Below are 19,066 nucleotides of genomic sequence, written 5' to 3'. Positions count from 1 at the left end.
AATCAAGAATGTCCTTCATATTCAACACCTCACCCCGCACAATGAAGTTCATCGGGCGATACCCAGACCGTTTCCTTGACCTCTACGGGGATGACTTCTTCGCACTCGATTTCATCCTCGTCTTCCCATGGCTGCATTTCCTGTTCTTCCGTTGCAGGCTCCTCGTAGTACACGCGATATGCCTTGTCATTGTCCTTGAAAATGAGTCTATGTACGATACTCCATCTCTCCTTGTCAATTATGGTATCCTCGATAACACAATCAGAATCATATGGAAGTCCAAGTTCATTCACTAAGTAATCTTTACTAAAAGTCTTCATGTTAATTCCTCATTTCTATTTTATAGGCAACATACATACCAAACAGTGCTAATACCGTGCCGCATCCCATGATGAACATGAACGCAATGGTTTCCTCTTTCATAACATCATCATCACCAATCGAATGAACATGGCAACGTAAAACGCCGCGATCGCTACAAACACAAATACAACGGATGCCACAATGAACAATGCAGTACTCCATCCGATGATTCCTGCAATACCATCAATGATTCTCTGCTTCATGTTTATCCATGTCCTTTCGTATGCTCTTTCCCCTTGTTAAATACATAGGGTCTATCGAACCTACAATATCATCATATGGAATTCCATCGGAGTCTGCAAAGAGTTTATCTTGCCATTTCCGCAGCAACGTATACATGTCACCGGCAGGGACGCTATTGGCGACATATGCAGGGAAACAATTGCCAGACATGTAATTCGCAAAGTCCTCTAGGCTACCTTTCCATTCCATGACAATGTATGAATATTCCGCGTTGTACCCGGCAACAATGTAATACTTCTCTCCGCGTCTTGGTTTGAATTTCTTGCGGCTGATAACATATTTATCATAGAGGATTCCGCAAATTACATCGTTTTCATCGTCATCTGACAGAACGATAATTCTATCAGCATCCGACGAGAACTTACAATGCACACTATGGCGAGTTTTCGGAGAGATAGCGTAGAACTCTTCTCCTGGGTTAATGCCATATCTAGTTGATAGTAACGAGAATATCGTCCAATTTGTCATTGCATGCCCTCCATCATCATCCTACTTGTCTCTCTATGAATATCCGATGCCTTATCTCTGAGTACATCAAAGAAGCATTCGTTATCCGAGGAAAGATAAGATGGACATTCCTCACACTCTTCTTGTTTACACGATCTCCAATTTGGAGAATCACAAATACGGTATCTTAGACAGAACACGATTTGCATCCCATCGATTTGCCCTAGTATCTCTAGTGCATCATGTCGAATCTCCTTGACGCCCATACTTACCCTCCTTGATAAACTTAGAAACTACATCGGACAACCAGTTCTTCCTCCTGCGCCAGATACGATACTTTTCTTTATATGAACATTCAGATATTTCAATGTCATACCCATCGTAATGCATTATTCCGACCACAGGTGTACTCTCGCTATTCTTGAAACCCCTTGCGACTTCATTGTTTCCAACGACAAACTTCAAGTAGCGCATTTCCAAATCACCTCCCGTCTGACAATATCTAGTATACATCGTATAACTATCGTTGTCAACGGAAATTTTGTGTATACAATAAAAAAAGAGGGAGCCACCAGCGTCTCCACTGATGAACTCCCTGTATATATTAGAAGAGAAGGACACCAAATGCGCCTACTCCTGCACCTGTAAGGAATGCACCGAGTTCGTGCTTGTGCCGCTTCTTGGTCTCCTCGGACTTGACCTTGGCAACCTCATTGTCTTTCGCCTTGGTCATCTCCTTAGTGTTCTGGTCGACCGCAGTCTGTACCTCTTTCTGTACAATTGGTGTAACATCAAGAGTTACCTTGGATGCCTGGTCAACCTGTAGCTTTCCCTTGTCGAACTTCTGAGTCTCATTGTCTAACGTCTCAAATTTCGTCTGCTGTCCATTGTAGTCCACTACGACTTCTGGTGCAGGCTTAGTGATCTGTACATCGGCATCCTGTGGAGTCTCCTTTTCGACGTATTGAATCTCCGTCTTTGCCTGTGTCTCCACTGGAACCTTTACCTCGCGAACCTCAACCTTTGTCACAGGAACCTCTACAACGTTCTTGTTGAAATGAACACAGGCTTTCCATCCACAGACAAAGGATAAGACAATGACAAAAACGAACGCCACAATGAGCTTCCAATGGTCAACAAAGAATCCCTTGACCTTCTCCATAGTCATACCCCCTGATTGTGATACCAGATAGCCTTGCCGCGCAGTACGTCACCACCACGGCTGCCATTGGTTGCATACGGATTGAACGATGGAGACTCACTGGTTCCCAGGTATTCCAAGTCCCACCTCTCACATGTCGATTTAGGACCATACGGATCGTGCGGGTAGATACCATCTTCATTATCCGCAGCTTCACCATGAGTCATCACATGGTCTTTGTCAATGGTCAGCCAGAGTCCATCTGCAACAACAGTGATGACCTGTGCCATGACCTCAATCTGTTCAGCCGTAGGTGGTTCACTGCCAAGATCGTCGGATGTAGCACCGACACAACATGCAAGTGTAATACCAACTGCACCTGTATTTCTACGATACGTATGGGCAAGCACCTCGTCCAGGTCGTGTTCTACATAGATGGAGCCGTCATAGTCAATGGCAATGTGGTAGTCATTCAAATAGTATTGACCATAGTGCCCTGCTGTCCAGTGCAAGTAAATCTTAGGTTCCCTACCGTATGCCTTTGCCTGTTCCCAGATAGATTCACGGCAATTCTCTGCCATATCCTTGATTTCTTCCAATGAAACTTGTCTCACTTACTATTACCTCCCTTGTACGGCATGATACTCATTGGTGTATTCACGGTACTGTCAGTGTTGTACTTTGCCTGCGCTGCTCGTGCAATGCCATACACTGTAGCTCCTGCCGTGGCAATCGTGGCAATCCCACTGATACCCACATTCAGTTCAAAGTGATAACCAAAGAGTCCATTGAGCCAGAAGCACATCAAAATAGACAGACTCCAAAGACTCAACAGTGCTAATACCCATGCTCCTGCAAGGTATATCAGTGTCATATGATTAGATTCTGCCCATTTACCAAACTGCAATATCTTGTCTTTCAATGAAGCACCCCCCAAGCTGCAATGAGGGTTGCAACGCCCCACACAAAGAGGTTCTTCGTCGTGAACATTTGGGTATCTGATTGTTCCAGTTCACGGATGCGTTCTTCGTGCTGCTCTAGAGTTTCCACTATCTCACTGGTTGCACGGGATCGTTCATTGAGTATTACTTCGACTTTTGCTAGACGTTCAGAGATGTCACTGAGCTTCTCTAGCATCTTCACAACATCGTCTTGTCCCATCATTTATTTTCCGTATTAGACGTGTCCGATGTATCTTTTGTCTTCTCTGGAACATACCCGATAATGCACTCTGGATTCTGACATGTACCATCCGCGCGAAGTTTATGTGCGCAATACGGGCATCTCGGCGGTAATGTAAATTTCTTTCTAGCCATTTTATATACACCTCATTTCAAAAACTCAATTCTCTCCGTAGTATTCCTGCAAATCGGCATAGTCCTGACGTACAGACGCAATGGCTTTATCGTCGTTTCTCAGCATAGCAACGTTGAGATTGTTAATGCACTCGTTCTGCATAGATTCATACTCTTCTTTTGCAATCTGCTCATCGGTTTTCAGTGGCTTTGGCACATACACACGATACTGCCATGCACCGTTCTTCCAGATGAGTTCATATCCCTTCTTGGAAAGCGGCGGGACAACCGGAGTTGTTCTCGTTGGATAAATCCAGTCGCCATTTTCTGCTCTGTCTGTGGCGTCCAGCACAATAGCCTTGAGCAAAACACCCTCAGCATCGTACTGATAGACCACCTTATTTTCTTTAATGTCAAACGTAAGCATTACCTCGCTTTCTATTAAGCTGTCCGTTGCCAGATATAACAAACGATGTATGGCGGCATATTGTTATGTGGCTGGGAACCACCAGCAGGCAAAAGGTGATTTTCATTACTTTTCCCATCGCCACAGAGAAAAGATTTATTTGTAAGAGCAGTGGCGATTGCGGATAAGAACTTGCCTTGTCTAGCATCACCTTGGCTAACTCCGTAATCACCAACATACAAGTCATAGTTATGAAAATGGCGTGGCATCTCATCAACCGTCAGCGTATGTGTAGCCTCGCCGCCAGTTGCTCCTGCCTTATAGGCACTATCATCTGCACCCAAAAGCATACGCCCCTGACTAATACGTTCCCATGTACCAACACCAAACAAGTCATGTGGGTTCGTCGCAACCATGCTCATGTAGATGCTACCAACCGGATATATCTTGCTTATAATGTCGCTAACATGATAATCATCCACCGTGTCTGCATTATCAGCAGTAGAAGCGGCGACTTTGCTCCATGCTGTCCAGTTCGAGTTATTATATTCGCGCGTGTAATAGACTGCCGCATTGTCTGGCCTATATTCCTGTTTTACCGTGCCGATAGAATAAACCGTGAGGATACCCCAACTATTATGCGGCCGGTTAGTGTACGTATCTTGAGTGCAATAGTAAATACCCGTCGTCTTGACGTCATTAAAGTCTGTACCATTCGCTAAATAGCTGATATGCATATAAGCGTTCGTATCCGTAAAGGCGCGCCCGTTCGTGTCCTGCGTCGCCTTCGTTGCGTGAGCACTCTCGCTGACCGTCGCGTTGATTGTTGCGTTGCCGCTACCATCAAATGTGGCCGAGCCGCTTGCGTTGCCACTGAGGGCAATCGTGCGGGCAGTGGCGAGTTTTGTTGCCGTCGCGGCATTACCCGCGATATTAATACCCCATGTACCGGAAGCGCCGGAGCCGGTATTTGTGGGAGCAAAGTTATTATAGTTCCGGCTGTCGAGCACGATATCTGTCGTAGTATTATCGCTTCGCAAGTTCAGCAAGTCCTCGCCGTTCGACAAACGCTTGCCGACGGCGCCGAGGAATTTTGACTTAGAAGAAAAACGAATGCCGCTCATATTGTCATCAGATGTTTTTTTGACTTCGGGGAGCGCGTTCAAGTCTGTTGAATTGAACGTTATCTTACCTGTTGCAGTATCTCCTGTTTTCTTCAAGTACGTTGCCGCAATATCGGCGCCGTTCTTGTCGTTCGTCGCTTTGTCTGCTGTGCCCTTCAAGTCACCTGTGAAAGTCGTAGCCGTGACAGCATTAAAACGAACGTCCTTACCAAGTTCAGCGAATAGGCTCATATCTACAGTACCACCAAGGTTGTCCCAGTCCGTACCATTCCATACAAGGTTATCTCCTGCGTTTACACCATGTGTTTTGTCGGCGTTCTTAACATTATACGAATAGCCAACCTGAGGATTTGCCGGCAAATCAGAGTAATTATCTACAGACCCCTGATACGTCATCATTTTAGCTAACGAATCTCTTACGGCTTCTACGTCAGCAACACACTTCTCCGCATCGGCTTTAGCAACGTCAACAACAGACTGGATTGCTTTTGCGGACTCATAGGCAACCTGTGCTTTCTCCATGTACCCCTTCGTGTTACCTTCGCTCGTTGCCGCATTAGTCTCACTGGCCTTTGCATTAGTCTCTGATGTCTTAGCGTTCGTCTCTGAGGTCTTTGCGTTAGATGCAGACGTAGCAGCGTTGGTCTCACTTGTCTTTGCGTTGGTAGCACTAGTAGCGGCTTCTTCGGCACTATTTGCACTGGCTGTTGCACTGGACGCTGAATTGGTAGCACTGTTGGCCGCATTTGTTTCTGAGGTTTTAGCGTTGGTCTCAGAGGTCTTTGCATGAGTCTCTGAGGTGAAGGCACTAATAGCACGGTCTTTTGAATAGATTGCCCACGTCTTAGACGATTGAGTTTTGCCAGTTGTCGAATCTGTATCGTTTACCGAATCAGGAGAATCACTGGACTCTGCCCATGCCTTAGCTAAATCAGCACTATTGGAAGAATTAATGGAATACTGTTTAGCATTCGTCTCACTGGTCTTGGCGTTGGTTTCCGACGTTTTACTCGCTGCCTGCGATGCTTTTGCGTTTGTCTCACTAGTTTTCGCATTCGACTCACTAGTTGCCGTAGCGTCCATATGAGCCTTTGCATTAGATTCACTTTTAGCTGCGTTGGTCTCGGATACCTTGGCATTAGTCTCACTTGCCTTAGCTTTGGTTTCCGATGCTTTAGCGTTGGTTTCACTCGTAGCCGCATTTGTAGCACTGCTGGCCGCGCTCTTAGCTTTATTTGTCGCCACCGTGGCAGAATCAGAAATAGACTGTTCAAGTGTCTTATTGGACTCATTGAGTGCTTCTGCTTTTTCGATATAGGACTTAATCTCTGCAATGGTATTATTGACTTCCGTAGATTTTGTCGTAATATCATCATAGTATGTCTTAGCGTTCGTTGCAGATTCTAGCGCCGCCTGTGCCTGTTTCTTTGCTTCTTCTGCTTGAGCCTTAGCCGTTGCTTCACCAAACGAAGAATCGTTCTTCATGGTGTTATACATATCGGTCACAGACTGTTTGATGGCTTCTAGGTCAGACGTGTCTTTCACATCATCTATATTCTCTTTGAGCCATCGTAAATCTTCTGCAATTACATCATAGATACCACTGTTATCCGGCGCAGAAAAGGGGCTATTCTTGCCAACTACACCATTTTTTGTGATGGTATCATTTGCGTCTCGTTGTTCTAGATATTGAAATCCTGCGTTTAACATATTGTATCACACTCCCTTTAATCTGTAACCGTATACAATCCGTTACTCTTGTTCACAATAAAGAACGCTCCTGTTCCATCGTTATCAAGTACCTGTTCACCATCAATCCTACAGTCAATTGAATCAAGTATAAATTCAATATCCAATGAGTCGTTACCGTCGCCTGGATGTAAAACGCACGGGTCGATTGTCAGCGTACAGTTTAGTGCAGCTCCCTTTGTAACTGAGATACTACTGGTTGTAATAGACGTGTATATATCTGTATTCTTTTGTATTCCGACCTCTCCGTCTCCACTATTCCACAGAACGTCAGAGTACGTAGTTGTGCCATTACATTTTACTTCCAGCCTTTGGTATCTTGTCGAACTTGGTATCTTCATCTGTGGTTCTCTAAAGTGAGCATTTGTCCGTAGTCTTCCGTGGAATACAACCGAACTTGCATTGCTCGGCATTGACACGTTGAAGTTTATACTCTTACTACCAAAGATTGGATTCAAATCATTCCAAGCATCATACGAACGTCCAATTGTCCATGTCATTGTCCCACAACTTTGATTTTTTGCAATTGAACCAGCACCATCCGCAATGCCACTATAAGCGCGCATCCTGAATCCATTCACGGATACCTCATCGGCATAACAATGCAATCTTACCGTTGATGTGCTGTACGCAGGGTTGTTTGTCTGGATGTTCTGTGGCGTAACAATGATAACAGGGACTTCCGTCCACGGATTCGAGAATTTCACATACTGACCATTTTTAGCTACGCCCATCATGCACTGAGAAAGTATTGCAAAGCTGTTCCCGTTTTTGTCTTTTGAGGTCATGCCGTCCTGTCCAAACTGTATGGTTGTACCGCTAGAATCTGTACATGCCATACCATTGGAATCAAGTATTACGTTACCTCCCTTGATACCCTGATTGTTGCTCAATGCTAATGTGCTAGCACTCAGTTTATCAGCAGTAATGGCTCCTGCGGCTATCATGCCACGCACAACGACATTATTGTCAAAATGAGTATCGCCAGTGATATGTATCTTTTTGCCGTCGATGAGAATAGATTCTTTGCTAATATTGATTTGATTGATAACATCGTTTTTAGATACCCTAAGTGCAATATCGTTATCTAACTGAGCAATAGCAGAGTAATTTGCCTTTGCTTTGGTCGAATCGGAGAGATTTGTGACAACCGACGTGATACTATTTGCGTTCTGCTCGATTTGCGATGACAGTCCAGAAATCTGATTGTTAGCATCTGTATGATAGTTTTGCACAGTAGAGCTTAATGAATTTGCATTCTGTTTGATTTGAGAAATCTGAGTGTCTGTTGCAGACTTATTATTCTGTACAGTTGTGGTCAATCCATTAATATCAACCTTAAGCTGCGATATAGATTTATATACGCTTTTCGACGGGTCGGTGTTATTGAGGTTATTCTCGATTGTAACTTTTACGTTGTCCGCTTTTTGTGATACTTGAGAGATAGCACTGTCGGTTGTGTCTTTGTTCTCTTGGACTGTAGTCCTGATTTCATCGGCTGTCTGCTCGATTTGACTAGCAAGTGCGGCGTCAGAGTTCTCGGCGTCCTTCTTGTTCTGTACAATGGTTGACGTCAGCTCTGTGTCTGTATGACGCAACTCAGAGATATTCGTGTTAATAGTCTCGATGTTCCCATCTACACTATCTAATCGAGGGATAGCTTCTTGCGCATCAGCAACCGCACTCTGGATGGTTTTGTCTACCTTCTTGAGTGAGATAGCTTCGTCCTTGAGCCATTCTGGATTCAACTCAGGCTTAATCGTGTAAGCATATTTTACAGATGTGTAACCTTCACCCATAAGGTCAACGTAAGACGCCCAGAAATTATAAATGTCAGGCTCACCATAGAATGTATACGATGCATTGTCTAAGTCAAATACCTTGGAGATATTGTGTCCTTCCACGTAGAGCCGCATGGACTTCACATGAGCGGGAAATGGAGCCACTAGTACATTGACACCGCGTAGAGCCTCAGTGAAGTGAATGTAACTCGGTGCATCTGGCTTTGGATAATTATATGTTACTTTTGCAGGATAGCTGTATTTCTTTAGCGTATTTACACTGTAGACATAGACTGTACCATTGCGCTCCATGATATTCACATCGAGAGAAGTAGATTGTGTCTTACCGAGCAACCCATTAATACTTCCTACGTTCGTATCCGTTCGGACTTCATAGTACACCACATCAGAATCAGGGACGTCAGACCATTTAAAAGTGAACGCCTTAGTAAAATCATAGGTCAGGTTATACGGTTGTGACGGTACTGTCTCTTTGGCCGTTACCTTAATAGTCACAGTAGGTGCATTAGCTTCACTAGAGATTAATCCATCGGTTGTACGGCTCTGCACACGGAACTCATAGATATCGCCGACTTTTGCGTTGGATATAACGATTTTCGTAGGAGAATCCCCTGCATATATCCATTCCCTCGATAAGCCAACGGAATCAACTATTTCGCCCTCTTTAAACGTCCCGATTTGAGCCGCTGTCATATGATTGGTCTTATAGTAGACTAGCCCTGTCTCTACATCGTAGCGTTGTGGTAACTCATATGAGCAGATTACGTCGTATCCCGTTGTGCCATCTTCATAGCGTCTATACTGTGTATATGCTTTTAGGTTTGCAGGATTTGACGGAGTGCGCTTCTCGACTGTCTGCGTAGTATCCGTGTAGTTATACCAGTGAACACCACCGCCAAGCGCATCGCCATAGATGGTATCATTGTACTGACGGCCTGTCAGTTCAAATTTTCCATCGTCATCCTGTTTGATTTCCGTGATACGTACAGGGAGATCGGTAAATACCTTGTGATAGCTGATGGTAACAACATCGCCTGGTTCAAGGTGCATACCATTGATTCCTGTTTTCCACGATAAAGTCAACGGACATGCTAAGTTCTGGTCACGGTAGAAGCGCGCCAACCTCAATGCCTGATACTGAGATGTAGTGCCGTTCAGATTAACCTCTTTGGTGATAATCTTCTGGCGTTCCTTCTGGTCTGCATAGTCCTCTACGTTACATGCAACGGAACTCCAGTTGTTTCTCGGGTCAATGATTTTCACCGTGTACTTATTTGGCGTATCGTTGAGACTCAACGGAGTGACACTCAGGTCAGAGCAGTTGTCGTCATTGAATTTGTACGAGACATCCGTCTGCTGTTCAATGTGCAGCTTGAACTTGCCATTAGTGAGTGTAAGATAGCCTTGGAAGTTAGCAAGGATTTCCTGTACCCAGTCCAATGCACTGTTCTTCTGGTCAATGACCATGTTCAGCTCAAAGCGTTTTGCCCTGATGATTGCGCCGGATGCGTCAAGGAAACTGATTTCTTCATCACAGTAATCAGCAACACGATTCCATGAGTCCTCGTCAAGATCGTCTGCTGTAATCCAACGGCCTAATCCATATCGTTTCGATAACATGAAGTCACGAAGACACATGGCAGGATTCGTTGAATAAGCCGTAGTCTTGGTACGAGTATCATAGACTTTCTTGCCCATGACAACAGCAGTAACACTAGGATTGCCGTTGAGTTCATTGGACACAATGAAATTCATGTCGAGCCATGCCATTGCAGGGTAGCCACCGACTTCATTGTAATTCGATGGGGATTCACAGTCATGGAAAGTGTAGTTCGTGCCGCCCCTGATTGTGTCAGCGCAGAAGTTGATGAAACTATTCTTCGCGTCAATGGTCACATAGTTCTGCTCGTTGTACTTATCCTGATTCTCGAACAGCTTACTCCAAGGCGTCTCTACATAGACATTGCCCTCGGCGTCCCATAAATCACCAGGGTAATTGTTGGTAGATGCAACGGGGAATGCCTGCCATCCCTCGGCATATAACTGATTGATATACGAGATAAGAGACGATACAGATACCTGGTATTCCCAGTACGTATCGTGACTATTCTCTACTTCCTTCTTGGTACACAGATGGATGTGATGATGATTGTCTCCTGCCCACAAGTCAAAGTCCTGACCATGTTTCCGCACACGAGCATCGGAATACTTGTTGTTCATAATCGTGAACACCGTATTGCCCGTCTGGGAGCCTGTAGGGATAATCATGTCACTTGCCATGACAGACACAACACCTTCGATGCCACCCTCACAGAGGACAACGTGCTTATGCAGCGTGTTTGCATCGGCATTCGTCTGGTGGAAGGTCTGATTGCCACTGATTTGTCGCGTGCCATAGACAATAGGAATCTGAGCATCAGAGCTCATGGTCTCCTGCGCACGGTCAAATCGAGATACATCGGCAGAGCCATTAGAGTCTACATTCTGCTGATGCGTTGCGCTCCATACAGAACCAAAGAGAGACGCACCCATGACACCAGCTGCGAACGCTTTTGCGCCAAACAGCCATGGAGTTGTAAAGCCAACAATGAATCCTGCAATACTCGCAAAAATCTTACCGCCAGACTTACCATGATGGTGTCCGAAACGCTGTAGGTCAAACGCTGCGGTATGACCCATAGCATGTTCATAGAGATACCGTAAGTGGCCGTCAGACATAGTATTGCGAGCGTTCTGAAGGTTCGTTTTCTTATCCATAAGGAACTCTAAATCAAATTTATCCAATTGCTCACCTCCTTAATGGTAACTATTTTCAAATGGAATTGCAGGGAATCCACTGAAGTGTTTCATGTTGTTATACGCGCGACACATATCGACGGTCTTATTGCAACCTCTGCGTAACGTTGCGGAATGTCCTGTGATATCCTGCACGAAATTGACATTGAGTGTCACGGTATTGCCAGAGGACTGTACAACGATTCTCGACTCGCCCCCAACGGTAATCACACCGTCTTTCCAATAGTTGTCTGCGTGACTCTTGTCGAGTGTCACGTTATTCGAAGATACGCTCTGGACAGTCATGGTTTCTTCTGCAAGACTCATGCCACACTCTTCATCGCCAAACTCACTGTTACAAGCAAGGCGGAAGTCACGGTTCGGACATTCAATCTCAGGGAGCCTGCTCTTGACCTTGCATGTGAACTCACCATTGGTGTACGATGGTTCATCAATGTATCCTGCAAAGACTGGTTGGAAGATCGTCGGGTCCTTCAATGAGTCTGGATACTGGATGCGGAAGATGATAGCATTACAGCCACGGAAGTCGAAGCCCTCCATGACATACCGCAGAGCCTCATAGGTACAGTCACCAAGAGATACCTCACAGGAGTCCGTGAGATTATCCATGCTTGTCGTGATTTCTCCACGCTGAAATGGGACTGCTGTGTACTCCTCGTTGTTGAACAGAACATTCTCGTCTGTCGCAGCAATACGCATGACGCCATCGCGGAGCTGCAAGATATATAATTCAATGAAAAATGGATTACCAGATTCCTTTGCCTTTGCCATAGAGACTGGTAACGTTATCAAAATAATCCCTCCTTGCGAAATGCATACTTGAAGAACGGTGTCCACCATGCACGATGATAGATTGTCGATGTGGACGCACCGTATACCGTTGGAACCTGCATGGATAACAAATCACCATACCCAAGATAGATTCCCGTGTGCAAATCACCATCTATCTTGAAGATGACAAAGTCACCAAAGGACAGTTCATCATAAAACACCTGAGTCATATTGAGTAGGCAATATTTATACAATCTGCGCCAAACTGATGGTTCGGAAAAATGGTCTTTGTCTACAGGTTTCCCATCTTCAATCGGATGGCTCCATCCGTGGTTGCGATAGAATAAACGGCACAAACCAATGCAGTCACATTTTTTGAATGAGGACTCACCGAAGTAGTGCGGAATCCCGATGTATTTATTCACGTTTTCCATTAGACGATTGTCACCTCCATCTGGCACTCATAGCCAACGATATTGTGTCCTTCACGATAATCCGTGATTTCCATTGTATCTGGGAGAATCACAGAGATTGTATTATGGTCATACTCCATCTTTAACGGAACACGACAATGAGAATTGAATAGATTTATCATCGTATCCCTCTCTGGTTTCAGTCCGCTCCATGTTGCATTGAGCTTTTCGTGCTTCCTATCGGACTTCGCACGTCTATCCGTAGCACCCATTTCAAGCACTTGGACGTTCCAGTCAATCGTCCGCGTGAAGTCCTTGTATGGCGATGGCAATATATCATCGGTTGATGCATCGGGATAAGACACGGACTGTGCTTTGACTTCCAATGCAACATCACAGGAAAACATCTGAATCTCTTTCATTGCTACGGTCTGTTTTACGGCAAGTGTACTAGAGAAATAGCACAAGTCCTTGATTCCGTCGTACTCAAAGAAGAATGGATCGAGCTGCCCATGATGTGCATTGTAAAAATCCATGAGTTTATCCATGTCTTCACGGATGCCCTGTATAGTGAAGCTATATGTTTTCTTTGCATGGATACGTTTGCGACGATAGAGTTTCGTACCATTCTCCGATTCATATTCATCGGATGACCATGCATATGATATTTTGACTTTTCCATAAGGAATCAGTGTGAATGTATCAATGGCCATTCCATACCTCCTTTCATTGGTATTTCATGGTATTCATTGTATTCAATGGAGGAACCAAGGTTTAATACTAAGGTTCTATCCATTGTCATCAATGATATTCATGTTATTTGAATGGGAGGGACATGCTTGTCTTGATTAAACAAATCACTTACGAAGTAAGTATTTGCGTAAGCAAATCAAATCAAAGAGATATATTTGATTCATTGTACAAAAAGAAGCTATTGAATTTTCGTTGTTTGTCTATGAGATATATCTCATAGTATTTCAACTACTACTCAATAGCTTCTTTAAGGACAATGCTTTCAATGTTATCTCCTTGAAGGATTTACTTCGTAAATATTTGCTATCGCAAATGATTTTATAAACAGGAGAATGTCAAAACCATTCAGTATCCATTCATTACTCTCATAGCTTATCGTGAATCTCAATGGAAGGACCAAAGTCAAATCTCTAAGGCTTCATCCATTGTTGTTCACGAAGTCTGTATGGAGTTTCAATGTATATCCAATGATACCCTCTTTATTTGTCCCTCTATATATAATGTCTTTTTTCGGGCATATTGTTCGGTAAATCTTGAAAGTTTAATCAAAGTTTTACTTATCGTTCTAAAGCATGTTCTATTTTTGCCATATTTAATGCGCCCATATGCCTTTTCTATGTGTTTTCTCAGCATATTTTGTACACTACCGATGGACATTTATTTCAAGATACCATAGAAATATGCATAGAAACATATAGCTCCTATGCATACATGCTATAGTATCTTAACTACGGAAACCGTGACGTTTCTGTCTTTGTGTGATAGCCTGGAATGCCCTTGGATTCTTCTGGATTGCATTTAAAACATCATCACTAGATGCGTGTGTATTCAACACAATCACATTGCCAGAACCATCGGAATTACCCATATTCCGAATGGTATCCGTCTGCTCCTGCATGAGTTTTTCCATGCGTGCATTAGGATTATTCGGTGTGATATTCTCAATTCTCCTTGCAATTCTAGGGGAAATTTGTGGGACATAAGGAGTTGGATTCAACGCACCGCCATCGGCAAATTTACCGTAATTCATGGCATCTAAATTGTCTTTTCCGATGCGATTCGTTGCTTCTTCCGTCATGACGTATTCGCCATTAGAGAGGTATACAAACTTATCCTTATTGGCAAGATACGCAAGAATACTATCGGATTTCCCTGTGCCTGCTCCACGGATAAGCCCTGCGCTTGCATAGCCTGGAATAGAGCCGCCATTAGCATATGCTGCGGTAAGCAGACGAGAGGAAATAGAGCCACCATTGGCAAACTGAGTAATTGGGGTTCCTGCCATTATCCTTGCCTCGGTATTAGCCTGCATTGCCAAAGTATTAGCCTGAGTTGCCATAGTCTGCGCTGTGGTAGCCGAAGTATTCAATGCACCCTTTGCAGTTGCTGTCTGCGTCAATGTATTCGACACGTTGGTAAGCGCAGTTGCTTTTTGTGTGACGTTACTGAGCTTACTGGTGGCCTGCACGGACTTATTGATATTCGTCGCAAGTTTATCAGAAGCACCACTGGATTTCATGGGGAAGAAGTTGCCATTCGTTACGCCATTCGCCATATCAAGATAACGATTACCAGTAGCAACCTGATTCCATCTCTTTGGCGATGTTGTGAACCTCGATGCAAGCCCGACGCCTGCATTGATAGCAGCGTTTTTCCCTGCATTCCTATTGTCAATCGCATCGTCAATCGTCGTGCGCATCTTGAACAGCCATTTGTTGACCGTCATGCGCATGATTTGTTGCAATGCAATCTTGGCAACGTCATCCCAGAGCTTTTTCCAAGACTCTTTGAACGAACCACCCTGCTTGATAATATCGAAGAACATATCATCAATATCATTCTCAATGGTATCCCAGAGATTCTTCGTGACTTCATTGTCTTTCTCAGCGATCTCACGGATTTTCGCTTCGGTATCTTCGACTTCCTTCTGTACTTTCTGGAAATTCTCACTGCCATGCTTTGCAAGTTGGTCGGTGTTCTCCTTGAGGTCCTTGATTTTAGCCTTGAGCTCTGCAATCTTATCCTTGGCTTCATCTGAAGAATCACCATTGTACTGGTCAAGTCCCTTCTGTGTGACTTCGCCCTTTTCATTCCTCTTGCCATGCTCTAGCTCATCAATCTGGTTATAGTAGTCTTCAAGCTGCTCTTGGTCACGTCTACGAATGTCCATGAGCTTTTTCGTTTGGCGTGCACGGCGTTCCTCATAAATTTCAAGCTGTGCTTGGTAATACTCATGAGTATCCGTATACTTCTCTCCATCTGTCTTATTGGCCGTTGTACGGTTATACCATTTGTCCAGACGTTTGAGCCTATAATCCTCATCTTGTTCAGGGTTCATATAACCGTTGCGAATCTTCTCAGCAGTACGGGCTTCAACGAGTTTACTATCGGTATTACTGAGTCGTTCACGTACCTTGAACAGATTGTCAACGAGTTGCTTAAGCTCTGGGTCATCGCCTTTGGACAGGTCTAAGAGCTTATTCAGCTCATCCTGTGGCATATCAAAGATATTCTTGCCGTCGAGCTTCTGCTTGATTTCTACGTGTTCATTAAGATTCTGAGAGATAGCATCTGTGAGTTCATCGTATTTATCAGCCCAGCCCTTGCGGTTCTTCTCTAAGGCTTCATAGTATGCTTTCTCGTTTGCATCGTTAGCACGAAGTAATGCATAGGTCTCACCGTGAATCTTCATCTGATACTCAAAGTTCTTCTTACGAGCCTCATAGAGTTTCTGCTGACGGTCTTGGTCATAGATGGTCTCTGCAATCTGGTCTCTCGTGAAGTCAGCAAGGGAACTCTTATGGCCATTCCAGAAGGAGGGCTTTCTTGGAGTCGCATACCCAGATACAGTCTGTCCGCCAGTTAACTTTGCCATATCAATATAACCAGCATAGTTATATCCATTCCCACTATAGTAGGAATCAAGGCCAGTGTGATGCTTGAGTCCGTGTGTATCCGAAGAAATCCAACCGCCTTGGCCATCGGAAATACCAATATGCATCCACGGATTACCATCCTGTTCTCCTTCGCGGCTCCATACAACCAACGAGCCTTTAGGAGCTGTCTGTCCACTAGAAGAATCAACCCATGCGCCATTCGCTTGAGCCTTATCAACCCAATTCTTAACTAATGGGTCATCAATACCTGTGTTTGCACCGATACCGCGAGTGACATAAGAAACAAAGGCAGCGCATGTGTTTGCGCCAAGGGCTTGTCCTTTGCGTTCTGCGGACTCTTTTAATGCTTCGTCATATACAGCATCTCCAATGGGTGCAGACGATACACCAGTGCCCTGGTTGTTGCCACCGCTAACGAGACCTTCATTCTTAATCCCCTCAAGGTCAGACTGATATGCTTCAGCATCACCTGTGAAATAGCCATGAGTATACATGCCATAGACAAGTTCTCCAATATTGTTCGGTGCAGACGTAAACATTCCATCGAGCGTTCTAGCGAAAGTGCTCGCAAAATTAGCATCGGTCTGCATGTCAACTCCTGAACCGCCACCAAGACCAGCGAAGTTATGATTTGCTACAGATGTACCGTCTTTACCTCGTCCAGACTCATGCATCATGATAAGCCAATAATACAATGGGTCCTTTACAACCTTTGCCTGATTAGCCGCTATGACTGCAAGTTCCCATAAGTGGCCTTCATCAACATCATTGCCGACATAGTCTTCGTCTCCTCCACCAGACGTAGGTGCACCACCGAGGTCATAGAGTCCCCCTGATTGCTCATTAGGGTCACTGAATCTCTGGTCATTCTTGGTGTAATTGTATTTGTTACGGAGATACAGTGCTTTATCATCGAGCCATGTCTTCCATTCCTCGTCGGTGATACCAGGAGTCAGATGGCCAAGTGCTTGGGGCACACTGAGCCCCTGTGCTAAATACGGAGCCATCTTCTGATAAAACAAACGTCCAGATTCCCATGTATTGCGTCCACCAGTACCGAATGGGTCAGACACCCCGTCAAAGTCCAAAGTGTTGATACCAGTCAATTTCGTGACGATAGCAGACAACGTAGCCATATCAAGGCCATTCTTTGTATCGAACTTCGACTCGAATTTCTTGGACAGCTCTGCAAACATCTGGGAAGTCGTGTCTCCATACTGCCAGTCTTCCTTGACATAATTCGGGTCCTTCTTCTTGCGCTCATGGTGTTGCTTACTGGTTGGTGTATGGTTATACTCGTCGCCACCTGCGCCTTCTCCTGAACCCCACTTTTGTAGAAAGTCATCAGGACTCATGACGCCACCAGGATTAACAAGATTAGCTCCACCTATATCCATAAAGGCTTTCCTTGCGGCTTCTTCTTCCTTTGCAAGTTCCGCGCCTGTCTGCTCCCATTGAATAGTATGTCTATCATTATATATTTCTTTGTTTAGTCTATCAACATCGCCATTCAATCGGCTGACCATGCGATTAGCATTATCTAATGCCTCTTGGTCACTACTTGTCCATTCATGGTTTGGGTCATTTTGTAGTTGACTGAGTTCATATTGTTTCTGCTTGAAGTTCTCAAGACCTTGTTCTGCACTTGATTTTTGTAATTGATGAACCTTTTCCTCGACCGTGGCAACTAATTCCTGTGCAGATACATATGCGTGTAGTGCATTAATCTTGTCGCCAGTTGCCCTACAAAATTGGTCAGTTTCTTCTTTCCAATTCTGCATGTTCTCCGTGGCAATTCTATAGTTTTTAACTGCTTCTTGTTGTTTTGCCGACAAGAATTGCGCCAAGGATTTTTTCTTAGCTTCCGTTGCATTTACATAGTTGTCCCTTACCTTTTTGGTTGATGCATCCGTCCAGTTATCGGCTTGCATCTGTTGTACTGCAGACCCCCCAACAACATTTGCCATCTGGTTCTCTGTTTCAATACGATCTTCAAGTAACTTCTTTTTCTTCTCGTCGCTAACTGTAGAACTCTCAATTTCAGCTGTGAGTTTTTGATGGGCAACAAACAATGCGTCAAGGAAATCCTCTTGTTGGTTATACATCTCAATCTGTTGACGCTTTACAGCCATATCGTTAGACACGGCTTCCGTCTGTTTTTCTACGGCATTAGTTGTGTTGTCGATATAATCTGTCAGTGCTTCAAGCCCAAGGTCAATCGCAATGGATACACCAACCGTTGCAGCGGCTTTCAGAAGATTAATGGAGTGCCTCAGTGCAATGATAGCAGCCCTCAGTCCCTCTGCTGTGGTTGTAGCCGATGCAAATGCCGTAGACATACTAGTAATCGTCGCTGTTGCACCACTAGTTGTAATCATATTCAATGACGTTCGCAGGAGTCTCGTTGCCTTATTTACAAGATACATAATCATGAGCAACTTCGTGAAGCTGCCAATGAAATGATATGTAGATGTGCTGACTGTCGATAAGAACTTAGCGAGGTTGTCTAATTCCGTGACACATTCCTTGAGCCACTGCGTTAAGCCGCTATTACCACCCTGTGCAACCAAGCCAGTCAAGTCAGCCTTGAGTTTGTTGATACGGCGAGACAGAGAATCCATCTGGTTCTTTACCTGATTATCAGTAAATCCCATGGAGTTTACGGCGAGACCCCAGTTCTTGATGATTTCCTGATAGTTACTGAACATTGCTGCTGCTTTTGCCCACTGGAATTTCATGTTGTTACTCATAAAAATAAGCCATGACTATTTATCATGACTTATAATTACGGGCATGGTCATTTCTGCCATGCTCTCACGTTTCATTTGTTGGCTATATCGTGAGATCGGACTATACATTCATCCTT

At 44.4% G+C, this 19,066-nt stretch carries 15 protein-coding genes; all 15 read right to left on the bottom strand.

Annotation, left to right across the window (positions count from 1 at the left end; translation table 11 throughout):
• Positions 1 to 29: 29 nt before the first annotated feature.
• Entirely contained in the window at positions 30 to 320 is a 291-nt protein-coding gene (locus tag MITSMUL_RS00805; RefSeq protein ID WP_040635222.1) for a hypothetical protein, read from the bottom strand.
• Between the two features lie 99 nt (positions 321 to 419).
• Positions 420 to 566, bottom strand: coding sequence for a hypothetical protein (locus MITSMUL_RS12920; protein WP_005839055.1), 147 nt, complete (start codon positions 564 to 566; stop codon positions 420 to 422).
• Positions 547 to 1,074, bottom strand: a complete 528-nt coding sequence (locus MITSMUL_RS00800) for a hypothetical protein (RefSeq protein ID WP_005839053.1) — start codon at positions 1,072 to 1,074, stop codon at positions 547 to 549. The genes MITSMUL_RS12920 and MITSMUL_RS00800 overlap by 20 nt, the downstream gene beginning before the upstream one ends.
• Before the next feature lie 219 nt (positions 1,075 to 1,293).
• On the bottom strand, positions 1,294 to 1,527 hold the full coding sequence (locus tag MITSMUL_RS12635; protein ID WP_005839052.1) for a hypothetical protein: 234 nt from the start codon (positions 1,525 to 1,527) through the stop codon (positions 1,294 to 1,296).
• Between the two features lie 130 nt (positions 1,528 to 1,657).
• Entirely contained in the window at positions 1,658 to 2,215 is a 558-nt protein-coding gene (locus MITSMUL_RS00790; protein ID WP_040635219.1) for a hypothetical protein, read from the bottom strand.
• A 2-nt stretch (positions 2,216 to 2,217) separates the two neighbouring features.
• A complete protein-coding gene (locus MITSMUL_RS00785) occupies positions 2,218 to 2,775 on the bottom strand; it encodes an N-acetylmuramoyl-L-alanine amidase (RefSeq protein WP_050751649.1) in 558 nt (185 codons plus the stop codon).
• A 29-nt stretch (positions 2,776 to 2,804) separates the two neighbouring features.
• The gene (locus MITSMUL_RS00780) at positions 2,805 to 3,116 is read right to left on the bottom strand and encodes a hypothetical protein (protein WP_005839046.1); all 312 of its coding nucleotides are present in this window, start codon (positions 3,114 to 3,116) and stop codon (positions 2,805 to 2,807) included.
• On the bottom strand, positions 3,113 to 3,358 hold the full coding sequence (locus MITSMUL_RS00775; protein ID WP_005839044.1) for a hypothetical protein: 246 nt from the start codon (positions 3,356 to 3,358) through the stop codon (positions 3,113 to 3,115). Before MITSMUL_RS00775 ends, MITSMUL_RS00780 begins: the two co-directional genes overlap by 4 nt.
• A 177-nt stretch (positions 3,359 to 3,535) precedes the next feature.
• Positions 3,536 to 3,916, bottom strand: a complete 381-nt coding sequence (locus MITSMUL_RS00770) for a hypothetical protein (RefSeq protein WP_005839043.1) — start codon at positions 3,914 to 3,916, stop codon at positions 3,536 to 3,538.
• 14 nt (positions 3,917 to 3,930) lie between these two features.
• On the bottom strand, positions 3,931 to 6,729 hold the full coding sequence (locus MITSMUL_RS12010) for a phage baseplate protein (protein WP_005839041.1): 2,799 nt from the start codon (positions 6,727 to 6,729) through the stop codon (positions 3,931 to 3,933).
• A gap of 17 nt (positions 6,730 to 6,746) precedes the next feature.
• Positions 6,747 to 11,354, bottom strand: coding sequence for a phage tail protein (locus tag MITSMUL_RS00755; protein ID WP_005839039.1), 4,608 nt, complete (start codon positions 11,352 to 11,354; stop codon positions 6,747 to 6,749).
• 12 nt (positions 11,355 to 11,366) lie between these two features.
• Positions 11,367 to 12,137: a baseplate hub domain-containing protein gene (locus MITSMUL_RS00750; protein WP_005839038.1), complete on the bottom strand. Its 771-nt coding sequence runs from the start codon at positions 12,135 to 12,137 to the stop codon at positions 11,367 to 11,369.
• A 17-nt stretch (positions 12,138 to 12,154) separates the two neighbouring features.
• A complete protein-coding gene (locus MITSMUL_RS00745) occupies positions 12,155 to 12,571 on the bottom strand; it encodes an NlpC/P60 family protein (protein ID WP_005839037.1) in 417 nt (138 codons plus the stop codon).
• Positions 12,571 to 13,263 carry a hypothetical protein gene (locus tag MITSMUL_RS00740; RefSeq protein WP_005839035.1) on the bottom strand — a complete coding sequence of 231 codons (693 nt, stop codon included), beginning with the start codon at positions 13,261 to 13,263 and terminating at the stop codon, positions 12,571 to 12,573. Before MITSMUL_RS00740 ends, MITSMUL_RS00745 begins: the two co-directional genes overlap by 1 nt.
• Before the next feature lie 764 nt (positions 13,264 to 14,027).
• Positions 14,028 to 18,938, bottom strand: coding sequence for a CHAP domain-containing protein (locus MITSMUL_RS00735; protein ID WP_040635216.1), 4,911 nt, complete (start codon positions 18,936 to 18,938; stop codon positions 14,028 to 14,030).
• Between the last annotated feature and the right edge of the window lie 128 nt (positions 18,939 to 19,066).

The sequence above is a fragment of the Mitsuokella multacida DSM 20544 genome (assembly GCF_000155955.1).
Lineage (GTDB): Bacteria > Bacillota > Negativicutes > Selenomonadales > Selenomonadaceae > Mitsuokella > Mitsuokella multacida.
The sequence above is the reverse complement of the archived record's forward strand: the minus strand, read 5'-3'. Positions and strand labels throughout refer to the sequence as shown.

Coding starts and splice junctions, on each gene's coding strand:
- MITSMUL_RS00805 (WP_040635222.1), bottom strand. CDS start 320: ATGAAGACTTTTAGTAAAGATTACTTAGTGAATGAACTTGGACTTCCA.
- MITSMUL_RS12920 (WP_005839055.1), bottom strand. CDS start 566: ATGAAGCAGAGAATCATTGATGGTATTGCAGGAATCATCGGATGGAGT.
- MITSMUL_RS00800 (WP_005839053.1), bottom strand. CDS start 1,074: ATGACAAATTGGACGATATTCTCGTTACTATCAACTAGATATGGCATT.
- MITSMUL_RS12635 (WP_005839052.1), bottom strand. CDS start 1,527: ATGCGCTACTTGAAGTTTGTCGTTGGAAACAATGAAGTCGCAAGGGGT.
- MITSMUL_RS00790 (WP_040635219.1), bottom strand. CDS start 2,215: ATGGAGAAGGTCAAGGGATTCTTTGTTGACCATTGGAAGCTCATTGTG.
- MITSMUL_RS00785 (WP_050751649.1), bottom strand. CDS start 2,775: ATGGCAGAGAATTGCCGTGAATCTATCTGGGAACAGGCAAAGGCATAC.
- MITSMUL_RS00775 (WP_005839044.1), bottom strand. CDS start 3,358: ATGATGGGACAAGACGATGTTGTGAAGATGCTAGAGAAGCTCAGTGAC.
- MITSMUL_RS00770 (WP_005839043.1), bottom strand. CDS start 3,916: ATGCTTACGTTTGACATTAAAGAAAATAAGGTGGTCTATCAGTACGAT.
- MITSMUL_RS12010 (WP_005839041.1), bottom strand. CDS start 6,729: ATGTTAAACGCAGGATTTCAATATCTAGAACAACGAGACGCAAATGAT.
- MITSMUL_RS00750 (WP_005839038.1), bottom strand. CDS start 12,137: ATGGCAAAGGCAAAGGAATCTGGTAATCCATTTTTCATTGAATTATAT.
- MITSMUL_RS00745 (WP_005839037.1), bottom strand. CDS start 12,571: ATGGAAAACGTGAATAAATACATCGGGATTCCGCACTACTTCGGTGAG.
- MITSMUL_RS00740 (WP_005839035.1), bottom strand. CDS start 13,263: ATGGCCATTGATACATTCACACTGATTCCTTATGGAAAAGTCAAAATA.
- MITSMUL_RS00735 (WP_040635216.1), bottom strand. CDS start 18,938: ATGAAATTCCAGTGGGCAAAAGCAGCAGCAATGTTCAGTAACTATCAG.